At 39.1% G+C, this 13,640-nt stretch carries 10 protein-coding genes; 7 read left to right on the forward strand and 3 right to left on the reverse strand.

What is annotated here, in order from left to right:
- Positions 1-188 precede the first annotated feature (188 nt).
- Entirely contained in the window at positions 189-1,631 is a 1,443-nt protein-coding gene (locus AC4MRQ_RS12510; protein WP_491198017.1) for an MBL fold metallo-hydrolase, read from the forward strand.
- Positions 1,632-1,801: 170 nt separating this feature from the next.
- Complete coding sequence (locus AC4MRQ_RS12515; protein ID WP_491198018.1) at positions 1,802-3,430, forward strand: AMP-binding protein; 1,629 nt, start codon at positions 1,802-1,804, stop codon at positions 3,428-3,430.
- A 173-nt stretch (positions 3,431-3,603) separates the two neighbouring features.
- On the opposite strand, the gene AC4MRQ_RS12520 is transcribed toward AC4MRQ_RS12515, so the two are convergent.
- Positions 3,604-5,241 (reverse strand): ABC-F family ATP-binding cassette domain-containing protein, encoded by a 1,638-nt coding sequence (locus AC4MRQ_RS12520; protein WP_491198019.1) that lies wholly within the window; start codon positions 5,239-5,241, stop codon positions 3,604-3,606.
- Between the two features lie 913 nt (positions 5,242-6,154).
- On the opposite strand from AC4MRQ_RS12520, the gene ligA reads away from it, so the two are divergent.
- The 5 genes from ligA (at position 6,155) to AC4MRQ_RS12545 (ending at position 11,799) form a co-directional block, all read left to right on the forward strand.
- Positions 6,155-8,158, forward strand: a complete 2,004-nt coding sequence (gene ligA / locus AC4MRQ_RS12525; RefSeq protein WP_491198020.1) for an NAD-dependent DNA ligase LigA — start codon at positions 6,155-6,157, stop codon at positions 8,156-8,158.
- 30 nt (positions 8,159-8,188) lie between these two features.
- Complete coding sequence (locus AC4MRQ_RS12530) at positions 8,189-8,737, forward strand: DUF6913 domain-containing protein (RefSeq protein ID WP_491198021.1); 549 nt, start codon at positions 8,189-8,191, stop codon at positions 8,735-8,737.
- A gap of 10 nt (positions 8,738-8,747) precedes the next feature.
- Entirely contained in the window at positions 8,748-9,632 is an 885-nt protein-coding gene (gene dapA, locus AC4MRQ_RS12535; protein ID WP_491198022.1) for a 4-hydroxy-tetrahydrodipicolinate synthase, read from the forward strand.
- Positions 9,633-9,708: 76 nt separating this feature from the next.
- On the forward strand, positions 9,709-10,296 hold the full coding sequence (locus tag AC4MRQ_RS12540; protein ID WP_491198023.1) for a penicillin-binding protein activator LpoB: 588 nt from the start codon (positions 9,709-9,711) through the stop codon (positions 10,294-10,296).
- 120 nt (positions 10,297-10,416) lie between these two features.
- The gene (locus tag AC4MRQ_RS12545; RefSeq protein ID WP_491198024.1) at positions 10,417-11,799 is read left to right on the forward strand and encodes a COG3014 family protein; all 1,383 of its coding nucleotides are present in this window, start codon (positions 10,417-10,419) and stop codon (positions 11,797-11,799) included.
- 2 nt (positions 11,800-11,801) lie between these two features.
- Here the strand turns inward: AC4MRQ_RS12545 and AC4MRQ_RS12550 are convergent, their stop codons facing one another.
- Positions 11,802-12,323 carry a hypothetical protein gene (locus tag AC4MRQ_RS12550; RefSeq protein WP_491198025.1) on the reverse strand — a complete coding sequence of 174 codons (522 nt, stop codon included), beginning with the start codon at positions 12,321-12,323 and terminating at the stop codon, positions 11,802-11,804.
- Positions 12,324-12,443: 120 nt separating this feature from the next.
- On the reverse strand, positions 12,444-13,385 hold the full coding sequence (locus AC4MRQ_RS12555; RefSeq protein WP_491198026.1) for an NAD(P)-dependent oxidoreductase: 942 nt from the start codon (positions 13,383-13,385) through the stop codon (positions 12,444-12,446).
- Positions 13,386-13,640 lie beyond the last annotated feature (255 nt).

The following is a 13,640-nucleotide window of genomic DNA, read 5'->3' on the forward strand; positions in this document are numbered from 1 at the left end:
CCAAATTTACAAACTGAATCGAATAATTACAGAAGAAATATCATTTCAATGTTATCCGTGTCTATAATTTTACCATAGCCCTGACGGACTATGCTGATAAGTATCGTCCTTACAGGAATGATAAATGAGTTTTAACAATTGGCCTGAAAGGCCTATACATAATAGCGCAGGATGAAGTCCTGCGATGCATGATAAAAAAAGATAAAGCACTGAAGGTGCAGCACATTAGTAGGGAATATGGATCGTATCTTTATACCCATAATGCAAATAAAGATACGATCCGTAACACAGCAATCTCTTCCCTGACTATAAGTAAAGGTTATTTTTCATCAAAAAGTCAGTTGATCTGTAATTTGTATACAACAACAAGTAATATTTATCCATCTTCGCACAAAACCATCATTACTTTTGTTTTTGTAAATACTTTGATGATGATGAGTAAAATGAGAAAAGTAATGATAATAACAGTTAGTATTGTAGCGGCACTTGTCTTGCCTGTGGTTTTATTTATGACCTTAAGCCCTCAATTCGGAGGAACTGCAAATACGGTTGAACTCAATGAATATAAGCAATCTCCTCAACACCGTAATGGTAAGTTTGCTAATGTTGGTGATGTAAAAGTCAACATGTCGGGTTCTAATTTTTGGGCAATGATTAAAGAGCAGTTTAATATGCACCCAAATGCAACACCTGCTTCTGGCCCTGAAGTTATACCAATGGATTCGACAAGTCTGGCGAATTATAATGGTGATTTCAGGTTATTCTGGTTTGGCCATTCGTCGTTTTTAATTCAGACCAATGGCAAAAACATTTTAATTGACCCCATGCTGGGACCATCTGCTTCGCCAGTGCCACTGGTAGGTGTGAAACGCTTTAATAAACAGCTTCCAATTAAGGTTGAAGAACTACCCGAAATCGACTTGATACTTATTTCACACGATCATTACGATCATCTTGATTATGGCTCGATTATAAAGCTAAAGGATAAAACTGAAGCTTTTTATACACCATTGGGAGTAGGAGCACATCTGGAATCCTGGGGCGTCGATAAGCATAAAATAAAGGAATTGGACTGGTGGCAGGAAATAAGTTTCGCCGATATGACTTTTGCATGCACTCCGGCTCAGCATTTTTCAGGAAGAGGTAAATGGTTCTCCGATCAGGCATCAACACTATGGTGCTCATGGGTGATTCAAACTCCCGAAAAAAATATCTTCTTCAGTGGTGACAGCGGTTACGGTGATCACTTCAAAGAAATTGGAGTTAAATATGGTCCATTTGATCTGGCTATGATGGAATGCGGGCAATATAATGAACTATGGAAGGAAATACATATGATGCCTGAAGAAACCATTATGGCTGGTAGGGATGTGCGAGCTCAAATGGTAATGCCCATTCACTGGGGTGCTTTTCGCTTAGCAATGCACGACTGGCTTGATCCGGTTACACGCGCTACTGACAAAGCCATTGAAATTGGTATGCCAGTTATTACACCACAAATTGGAGAAGCTTTTATTCTAAATGGAGAAATACCACAAACTGCGCAATGGTGGAAGAATGGACATGCGGAACAAATGCTTGTTAAAGAAGCTTCGCAAACGCCATCAAATGTAGAGGTTCAGTTAGATTAGATTCTGTTCTGTCATAATTCATTTGAAAGATTCGCTGACAATAAATATATAAACAGCGATAGCTGGTTTAATTATTAATTTATATTTTCGGAAGCCATTTGGTGACGGATTGACATCAATTCTTCACCAAATGATCCCAGAGTGAAACATAACTAATTAAACCACACATCGTGAACAATCTATTATCGTACGACCATGGAACGTCGTCTACGCCTCTATTGGGCATAACCATTTCTGAACAATTAAAACAAACTGCAGAAAAATATCCTGAGAGCGATGCTCTTGTTGTTCCCTACCAGAATTATCGCGCCACATACAAAGAATTCTGGCAACAGGTTGAAAAAGTAGCTAGAGGAATCTTATCCTATGGAGTGAAAAAAGGCGATCGTGTAGGCATATGGTCGCCCAACCGCTACGAATGGGTTTTGGTACAATTTGCGACAGCCCGTTTGGGTGTGATCCTCGTGAATGTTAACCCGGCCTATAAAGCTGCAGAACTTAAGTATGCTCTGAAACAATCGGAGATCAGCCTACTGATCATGTCGAAAGGCTTTCGTCAAACCAACTACATCGACATATTAGGCGAAGTAAGAGCCTCATGCATTCACTTAAAGCATATTGTTGTTATCGACCATGATTGGAATACTTTGCTCGAAGCTGGTAAAAAAGTATCGACAGAAGAATTACTGGCTTTAGAACAATCACTACAATTTGATGATCCGATTAATATTCAATATACTTCTGGTACAACCGGATTTCCCAAAGGGGCTACACTCTCCCATCATAACATCCTTAACAACGGCTATTTTATTGGCCAGCGTTTAAAGTATACCGAAAACGACCGTGTTTGTATACCGGTACCCTTATACCATTGTTTTGGCATGGTACTGGCTAACCTGGCCTGTATCACACATGGCGCTTGTATGGTTCTTACAGGTGAAGCTTTTGTGCCAGAAACAGTATTGAAGACGGTTCAGGACGAGAAGTGTACTTCTTTGTATGGTGTACCATTGATGTTTATTGCCGAACTGAATGATCCGGCTTTCGACAAGTATGACTATTCGAGCCTGCGAACCGGAATCATGGCCGGTGCCTCATGCCCCGAATCAACCATGAAAGCAGTCCGCGAAAAGATGAACATGCGTGAAGTTGGTATCTGTTATGGTATGACAGAAACATCACCTGTTAGCACACAAACATTTGTAGATGACAATGAATACCGTCGTTGTGCTACGGTTGGAATGGTACATCCGCATCTTGAGATCAAGATCATCGACCCTGAAACAGGTGCGATTGTTCCCCGCGGTGAGCGAGGTGAGTTTTGTACGCGAGGCTATTCGGTCATGCTGAAATACTGGAATAATCCTGAAGCTACTTCATCGGTGATTGACGAAGGCAGATGGATGCATACAGGTGATTTGGCTGAGATGGATGAAGAAGGCTATGTAAAGATTGTAGGTCGTATTAAAGATCTGATTATCCGCGGTGGTGAGAACATCTCTCCCTTTGAGATCGAAGAGTTCCTGCATCAGCATGATGCTATTAAAGACATTCAGGTAATTGGCGTACCATCAGCCAAATATGGCGAAGAAGTAATGGCTTGGGTGGTACTAAAGAATGGTTCTGGTATTACCGGTGAAGAGCTGCAAAGCTATTGTAAAGGACAGATTGCCACTTATAAAATACCAAAATACTGGAAGTTTGTCAGCGAATTCCCAACCACTGTTACCGGAAAGGTACGTAAAGTTGAAATGCGTGAAATATCCTCTAAGGAATTGGGATTGGAGCAAAGGAAATAACATTGTTTCTTCTCGTTCAAGAATCTTTTTAGATGCTGAGACTCTTGATAGTGCTTGGTGCACTGTGCACAGTGCACCAAGCACTACTAATTATGGTCACTTAAATCAGTTGCAAAACAAAACTATACCTCAATAATTGTGTTCGGCTACTTATATTTATCCTTTAATACAAGTTAGTTCTTCCTTTCCAGCTCGTTCAAGTGAAGCATCTTCTTCATTTCTAAAAAGCTTTGGATATCACCTAAATGCTCTTTCACTTTTTTATTACCAAACTCATAAACTTTATCCACCAGTCCATCCAGGAAATCACGGTCATGCGATACTAGAATTAATGTACCATCAAAAGCCTTCAAGGCTTCCTTTAACACATCCTTGGTTTTCATATCCAAATGATTGGTAGGCTCATCCAGTATCAGAAGGTTAACAGGTTCCAGCAATAGTTTGATCATCGCCAAACGTGTTTTCTCACCGCCAGACAATACTCGTACTTTCTTATCAATATCGTCACCTCCAAACATAAACGCACCCAGCATATCTTTAATCTTGGTACGTATGTCGCCTACAGCAATATCATCAATGGTTTGAAATACCGTTAACTCTTCTTCCAATAGCGAAGCCTGGTTTTGTGCAAAGTAGCCAATCATGGTGTTATGTCCCAATTGCAATTCGCCTTTGTAATCAATCTCACTCATAATGGCCTTCACCAGCGTTGACTTTCCCTCACCATTTCGGCCTACAAAAGCAATCTTTTCTCCTCGTTCCAGGGTTAAAGAAGCATCTGCAAACACCAGGTGATCATCATAATGCTTGGTGACCTCGGTAGCAATTAAAGGATAATTACCTGATCGTGGTGCAGGTGGAAATTTTAAGCGTAATGACGAACGATCTTCTTCATCTACTTCTACCCTTTCCAACTTCTCCAACATCTTCACACGGCTTTGTACCTGCAGCGTCTTAGAGTAAGTACCTTTAAAACGCTCAATAAAAGCCTCGTTTTCTGCAATCATCTTCTGCTGTTCCTCATAAGCCTTTAGTTGCTGCTCACGACGTTCTTGTCTTAAAACTAAATATTGCGAATAGTTTACCTTGTAATCGTAAATACGCCCCATAGTCACCTCAATGGTCCGTGTTGTGATCTTATCCACAAAAGCTCTGTCGTGCGAAATCACAATCACAGCTTTACCACAACCAATCAAAAACTCCTCCAGCCATTGGATCGATTCAATATCAAGGTGGTTGGTAGGCTCATCAAGCAGAATTAAGTCGGGTTTTTGAAGCAATATCTTAGCCAATTCAATACGCATACGCCAGCCTCCTGAGAACTCACTGGTAGGACGTTTTAAGTCTTCACGTATAAAACCAAGTCCCAATAATACCTTCTCTACCTCAGCGTCAAAATTTGTTTCTTCAATAGAGTAAAACTTCTCACTTAAAGTTGATACTTTCTCAATCAGCTCGTAATAACTTTCCGATTCACAATCAGTACGAGTTTCCAGCTCCTTGTTGATTTCAGCAATCTCTTTCTCCATGGCAAAGATGTGCGCAAATGCCTGCGACGCTTCTTCGAACACAGTGCGATTATCTTCCGTCATTAGATGCTGTGGTAAGTAGGCCACCACCTTATTTTTAGGTACCGACACATGTCCTTTATTGGCTTCACGTTCACCTGCCAGTATCTTTAACAATGTTGATTTACCTGCACCATTTTTGCCCATTAAGGCAATCCGGTCCTTCTCGTTAATCACAAAGGAAATATTCTTAAAAAGCGTAGTAGCCCCAAACTCTACTGTCAATCCATCTACCGAAATCATAATCCAATATTTTAAGCGCCGCAAAGATATAATAGATCATTAGATTTTAGTCATTAATAAAAGGGCAAGATTCAAGATTTAAAACATAAGAATTAAGATGATTCCCCCGCCACCGCACGTGTCCTCACGCATGATTAAACTGAAAACGCAAAGTACCATGCGAAGGGATTCACATAGCAGCATTGTGAGAGATTCAAGATTTAACCAAAATAATCAAAGCTTACTCCGCGTCGTCGAAGATGATTCACATGATGCAAAAAATTCCATGCGTATATATGTTTATTTTCTTACGTCTATAAATTTTCTTCAACACGTATGAAAATAATTTTCTGTACGTGAGTAAATATTTTTTCGTCTTGATCGAATTAAATTTTCTTCTTGATGAAAATTTATTTTCTCCTTGATCCGGCCGAACTTTCTCCTTGATAAAAACTTGTCTCCATCTTGATGGATTTTATAAAACCATAAACTTTAGAAAAGATCATCAACAATTTACCCTGCTATCGCACTTGTAATGTAATTAAGTCAGCTTGTATAAGACTGAAAGTCTATTACTTCACAACAAGGGGCATCGCCCCTTTTCTATTATATGATATGCGGATCAGGCTGAAGGTCTGATACCTAAAGGAATGTTTCAGACTTTGACTACATCGATTTTCAATTCAGCCTGAAATAGCATGGTACTTAAATACCTGGGGTGATACCCCAGTTTTTGAAATTAAAGCCTTAACTTAATAACATTGCACGCGCTTGTCCTCACACGTGGTTAGTATAAAAATACAAAGTATCCCACTAAGGGATTCGCACAGTAACTTCGTAGGAGTAAAAAGGCATAAGAATAACTGTATATCGCCGTTTCCGAATAAAATATTATTGTATTTTTGTTTGTTAACCTTACAAAAAGTGTGAATACATGCCGGATATCGGGAAACAAATACAGGAACTCAGAGATACTCTCCACCATCATAACCATCAGTACTATGTGCTGAATGAACCACTTATAACGGATTATGAATTTGACCAGTTGATGCACCAGTTGACAGAACTGGAAAAACAACACCCTGAATTCGATGATCCGAACAGTCCGACCCAACGGGTAGGAAGTGATTTAAACAAAGAATTTGAGCAGGTCAAACATGTTTATCCAATGCTATCATTGGGTAATACCTATAATGAGGAAGAAATCCGCGATTTCTATGCACGTGTGAGCAAACAGCTAATGGATGCCCCTTTTGAGATTGTGTGCGAATTAAAATACGATGGTACAGCCATTGGCCTCACCTATGAAAACGGACAATTACTGCATGGTGTAACGCGAGGTGATGGCATTCAGGGCGACAATGTGACCGCTAATGTAAAAACCATTAGAAGTATTCCGCTTCAATTAAAAGGAGATTACCCTCCAAGTTTTGAAATACGCGGTGAAATATTCTTACCTCATGATGGTTTTAGTAAACTGAATGAAGCCAGAGTGGAAGCCGGTGAATCACCTTTTGCCAATCCACGTAATGCGGCATCGGGCTCATTAAAAATGCAAAACAGTGCACTGGTAGCTAAACGACCGCTTGACTGTTTTTTGTATTATATGCTGGGTGAAAATCTGCCAAGTAACCTTCATTTCGAGAACTTAGCTAAAGCTCGCGAATGGGGTTTTAAAATTCCACCGTACATCAAGCTATGCAAAAACATTGACGAAGTACTGGACTTTATAAGTTATTGGGATGAAGAGCGTAAAAACCTGCCTTTTGATATTGATGGCATTGTTTTGAAAGTTAATAGTCTCGAACAACAACGCAGTCTGGGTTTTACAGCTAAATCACCTCGCTGGGCCATTTCCTATAAGTTTAAAGCCGAACAAGGATATACCAAATTAAAGTCAGTGACCTTCCAGGTAGGTCGTACAGGCGCAGTAACTCCAGTAGCCAACCTCGAACCGGTATTTTTGGCAGGAACCACCGTTCAACGTGCTTCATTGCACAATGCAGATATCATCAACACACTTGATCTGCATGAAGGAGACATGGTATATGTGGAAAAAGGTGGCGAAATCATCCCTAAAATTGTTGGTGTTGATGAAAGTGTAAGGGATAACGGTGCACAAAAGGTATCGTTTATAGAGAACTGTCCCGAATGTAACACGGCTCTTATTCGCATAGAAGGTGAAGCAGCGCATTATTGTCCTAATGTTAACACATGCCCGCCTCAGGTTAAAGGCCGGATCGAGCACTTTATTGCTCGAAAAGCTATGAATATAGATGGACTGGGCATTGAAACCATCGATTTGTTATACCAAAATGGTTTTGTAAAAGATGTGGCTGATCTGTATGATTTACATCCAATGCAATTAGCTGGTCTAGAGCGTATGGGTGATAAATCAGCCAATAATATACTGGCCGGACTGGAAGCTTCCAAACAAGTCAACTTTGCACGGGTACTTTTTGCATTAGGTATTCGTTATGTGGGAGAAACGGTCGCTAAGAAACTTGCATCATCCTTTAAGAATATTGACGCTTTAATGAATGCATCAGTTGAGCAACTGGTTGAAGTCGATGAAATTGGTGACCGCATTGCACAAAGCGTAGTTGAGTATTTTGGCAATGAAGCCAACCGCGAACTTGTTGCCAAGCTTAAGACAATTGGGCTGCAATTTCAGCTATCGGAAGAAGAACAGGCACAACACTCCAATGTACTCGAAGGCCTCTCATTTGTGGTCAGTGGCAGCTTTGCCAGCTTCTCTCGTGACGAACTGAAAGGACTGATTGAAAAAAACGGTGGTAAAAACCTGAGTGGTGTATCCTCTAAAACCAATTACCTGGTTGCAGGAGATAAAATTGGGCCTAGTAAACTGGCTAAAGCGGAAAAACTGAATGTTTCTATTATTTCGGAAGAAGAATTTAAAAAGATGATTGAAAACTAATCCATAACTCTCTACTTGAAGTAACAATAAATGAGCAATTTCATTGATAAAATAAGAGAACGGGTAGCCTTGTATAAACTAGGTGGTTTATTAAAAAAATCGCCTCGTAACAAGCACCTTCATAACCTTAAAACAGCTAATACAGCAGGTATCCTCTATGATGCTACAGACGAATCCAATTATAAAATTGTTAAAGAGCTGATTAAAGAACTGAAAGAATTTAATATTCAGTCAGAAGCACTTGGTTTTATCGATCAAAAGAAGCGGGATGACAATTACATTGGTGATAGCACATATAGCTTTGCATGCAGGCAAGATTTCAGCTTTTTTTATTCTATTAAGAAAGAAGTTGTTCAATCTTTTGTAGATAAACCATTTCATTTATTGATTGTACTCGTCAATAATCAGCCTTTTGCCATTGACTATCTGGGACAGTTATCAAAAGCTGAATTTAAGGTTGGAAAAGCTGGTCTTGATAACGACTTGTTCGATCTGATGATTGAACTAAAAGAAGGTGACGAGCTTCCCGAATTAAAAAAGCAGATCATCCATTATCTTAATTTACTTAATAACAACTAAAATCAGCTTAATGATATCTCCCCAACAACTAAAAGGAACAGGTGTGGCATTGGTCACTCCCTTTAATCAGCAAAAAGAAATAGATCACAGTGCTCTGGCAAGGTTAGTCGATTTTGTTCTGGATGACGGCGTTGACTTTTTGGTGGCATTGGGTACCACCGCTGAAACAGCTACCCTTTCTGATAAAGAGAAGCTGGAAGTTATTCAAACCATTAAAACAACCAATAATGGCCGGGTTCCTTTGGTAATAGGAATGGGCAGCAATAATACGCATCAGCTCGTTGATATCATTAATAAAACCAATTTTGATGGTATTGATGCCATCTTGTCGGTAACACCATACTACAATAAGCCTACACAGGAAGGGCTATACCAACATTATAAAGCTATAGCAGAAGTATCACCAGTACCTGTCATTATTTACAATGTACCATCAAGAACAGGATGTAATATTGCATCTGTTACAACTCTTCGTCTGGCACAGGATTTTGATAATATCATCGCTGTTAAAGAAGCTTCGGGTGATATGGTGCAGATTATGGAGATCATTCAGGGTAAACCGGAAAATTTTCTGGTATTGTCTGGTGATGACGCTACAACCCTTCCAATAGTAGCTTCTGGTGGTGATGGTGTAATATCTGTTATTGCCAATGGTTTTCCTAGCGAATTCAGCAAAATGGTAAAAGCGGGGTTAGTTGGTCAACTTGATGAAGCCCGAAATATCCATTACCGTTTGCTTGATTTGATGAAATCTATTTTTATTGATGGTAATCCGGCCGGTATTAAGACCATCCTGGAATTACGTCAAATTATTGACAACCAATTAAGACTGCCACTTGTTAGAGTGAGCGATCAAACATATGCTGTAATTAAAGATCAATTCGAAGCCCTTTAAAGTGTTTTTGGAATGCTTTTTGATTAACCAAGCACGGACTATTAAAGAATATCCAATAAATCTAAACTTTTTACTTATGAAACGAAATTTTTTATTCGTACTGGCATTAGGATTAACTGTAGGCTTACTGAGCGGATGTGCACACACAGTTGAAAGAGTAGACACCAAAGAAGCTATTGATTTAAGCGGACGATGGAACGATACTGATTCACGTCTCGTAGCTGAGGAAATGGTAAATCAGGTACTGGGTGGTGCGTGGATTGACAATCACCAACAGGAACATGAGAAGAGACCGGTTGTGGTGGTAGGCCTTGTTTACAATAAGTCGCACGAACACATTAGCGCCGAAACTTTTGTTAAAGATGTTGAAAGAGCATTTATAAACAGTGGACGTGTTCGATTAGTTCAGGCTGGTGATAAGCGCGAAGAACTTCGTCGTGAGAGAGCTGCTCAGCAAGAGTTTGCAAGTATGGAAACAGCCAAAGCCTGGGGTAAAGAGCTTGGAGCTGACTTTATGCTCAACGGTGATATCAACTCAATTGTTGATACTTACAAAAAAGAGCGTGTAAACTTTTATAAGATTAACATGGAGCTATCCAACCTTGAAACTAATGAAATTGTTTGGATTGGCGATAAGGAAATCAAAAAGTACATCAATAATTAATGCAATAGTGATTAGTGGTTAGTGCATAGTGATTAGTTAAATTCACTAAACACTAAATCGTTAACCACTAACCTCTAATCATTAATCTCTAACCCATTAACCATATCTGTACTTTTACATATGAAATTTAAAGTCCTCACTATACTCATCTCCATCCTCTTATTTGGATGCGCTACTTACTACGAACAGAACATCAAGCTGCAGAGTCTGATTACATCCGGACAGTTTGAGGCTGCAGAAAAAGAATTGAATAAAGATACCAAAGGTGCCGAGGGTAAAAACCGTTATCTCTATTTCTGTAACCGTGGTGTGGTGTCTTTTATGAATGGTCAGTACGAATTAAGTAATGACTATTTCAATAAAGCTGATTATTACGTAGAAGATTATAGCAAATCACTTGGTAGTGAAGCTCTCGCTTTAATTACCAACCCCATGATGAAACCTTATCGACCAGAGGATTTTGAAGCAGTTCTGATTCATTTTTACAAGGCACTTAACTTTATCTACCTTAAGGACTATGAAGGTGCACTGGTAGAGTGTCGCAGGGTAAATATTGTACTGCAAAAGCTGAACGATAAATACAAAAAGAATAAAAACAAATATGCGCGTGATGCCTTTGCACATTGCATGATGGGATTGATCTATGAAGCTGCAGGCAATACAAATGATGCTTTTATTGCTTACCGCAATGCTTTAGAGATATATGAAGAGGATTATAAAAAACTATTTGGAGTTGATATACCTGATCAGTTAAAGAATGATTTAATGCGTACCGCATATCAGCTTGGTTTTGGTACAGAGCTCGATTTTTATGAGAATAAGTTCGGTTATAAATACGAGCCGGAAGATCAGGATAAAGGTCATTTGGTTTTCTTTTGGATGAATGGTTTTGGCCCTGTTAAAGACGAATGGAGTATTAATTTCGCTAACACAGGCTACAATGACGGATGGATAACATTAGCCAATGATGAGTATGGTTTAAGCTTCCCTATCTACATTGGTAATAAATCAAGAGATGATCAGGCAGCCTTTCGTAATCTGTCATTTTTACGGGTAGCCTTTCCGAAGTATCGCGAGCGCAGACCTGTTTTCTCAAATGCTGCTATTACAGCCAATGGAGAGCAGTTCCCGCTTGAACTGGGAGAAGATATCAACGCTGTAGCTTTTCAATGCTTAAAAGATCGCATGGTTAGAGAAATGGCAGCAGGTATTGCACGTTTAGCCACCAAAAAGGCGCTTGAAGAAGTGGCCCGCAACGAAAATGAAAATCTGGGTGCTTTCGTGAGTATTGTCAACGCGATGACTGAAAAAGCCGATACCCGCAACTGGCAGTCACTTCCCTACAGTATCTCCTATTGCCGTGTACCATTAAATGAAGGAATGAATAGCGTAGAACTGAACGTTAGCGGAAGAATGCAGCATTCAATGCCATTTACCTTTGATATTAAAAAAGGACAAACCACATTTTTCGCATTCCATAACTTAGAAAGCGAACAGCGATAAATCTAATTGAAGTATAGCGTCAGAATAGCGATTGCAAAACCAATAACCGACAAGACAAGTCCTCGCTTAAATTTCTTGCTTTTAGGCTTATACATCCAATAGGATGAAATAGCCAGAAACGATAAGAAAATACCATAGATTAGTCCTATCCAATGCATGTTGTAACGACTCTTTAGCTTATGAAAGCTATTTATCGTCCACACAATATCAGGATAAGTATTAATGGTATAATTGGCTACTCCGCTGGATTTACAATAGTTACCATAGTTAAAATAGATGGTGTCAGCCGTTTCTTCAGTTACATGAAGTCTTCTGAGTTCAAGTGCAGATCCTAACTCATTGGCTGAAACATTTTTCTCAATTGTCTCGATATATTGCTTATCAATAGTAAATAAATCAGTATCGCGATACAATAGAATAACACCACTTACGCAATAAACGATAGTCAAACCGATCATTAAAAAACCAATATCACGGTGTAAGGCACGCATGATTTTAGATACTGAGTTCTTTTTATTTCCCATAGCAAGCTTTTAAATCGGGCACAAATATAGTATTGTGCATTCTAATCAAATAAACTGACTGAAAACTTTAACAAGTTTTTATAAAAAACGTGGTGCTATGCTATAACAGTCGTTAGATTATTAGATGCCAAATCGACTTACAAGGTGCTTAAACTCATTACCGGCTCCTTCTAAATATCTGTTCACATTATCGAGAACTTTATGTGATAAACGCTCCTTAGCCTCTCGAGTCCATCCTGAAGTCTTATTGGTATATATCAGCTTATCATTTTGTGTCAGCTCACTTTTACAGTCACCAAATCCACAAACATCAAAAATGGCATAATTCCCGCTTTTAAGTAACCATTTTATGAAGGCTTCCTTATCAAAGGTCAAACCAAGGGATGTATTGATGAGAATTTTATTGTTACCTAATAAATCAAAATGATGAGTCTCCAGCACTTTGGTATGTCGAGGTAAATGAAAGGAAATCACTTCACAGGTTTCCAACAGTTCGTCTAAAGGTAAATAATGAATACCTTGCTGATTTGCCAATGGTTTTTGTGAACGACTGTAATAATACAACTCGGCACCAAATGCCTGTAAAGCTTTTGCTGTCATCATTCCGGTTGTGCCCATACCAATAATTCCAATCTTCCGTCGGTTCAGCTCCACGGGTTCTGACTTCCATTGATGCTCTCCTAATCCTTTAAACAATCGAATTAGTTCTGAAATGACAAATTCAGCCACACCTTCATCACCATAGTCCCGAATACCTGTTACTTCAATGCCTCTGCTTTTAGCACAACGTACATCTACATTGGCCGAGTCTTCGTCAATCAGACTACAACACATGCCAATGTATCGCAGATTGGAGCATTGTTTAATCACTGAGGCCTTGACAGGTGTATTCCACGAAACAAAAACACAGTCTGCATCTCCGATTCGCTTTATGATTTCTTCGTCTGTTTGAGGTACTTCATTAAATGCTTTAATGGGGTGTTGCGAAATATTTTGAAGTTTTTCGATGGCAAAGCCTTGTAATCCGGTATAATCAAGTATAACTATTTGCTTAAATGACATTCTCAAGTCCAATAAAGGGAGTATTCCCTGTAAATTTCATTTTTATTTAACATTATCTTTACAACAAAGCTTAAGTAGATAGCTAATTTCGTGCTTCTTACATGGAAAGACTTGTTTTCCTTTCCATCAGACTTTTTCGTAATAAATGAGTCTTTCCATGTTTCACGATTGCTCAGTTCAAAGCTTCCCATGCTTCTATTCCGCCGTTAAGATTAATCAGATTGGTATATCCTTCTTTTTTAAGGTAATTGATCA

The sequence above is a fragment of the Carboxylicivirga sp. genome (assembly GCF_982718395.1).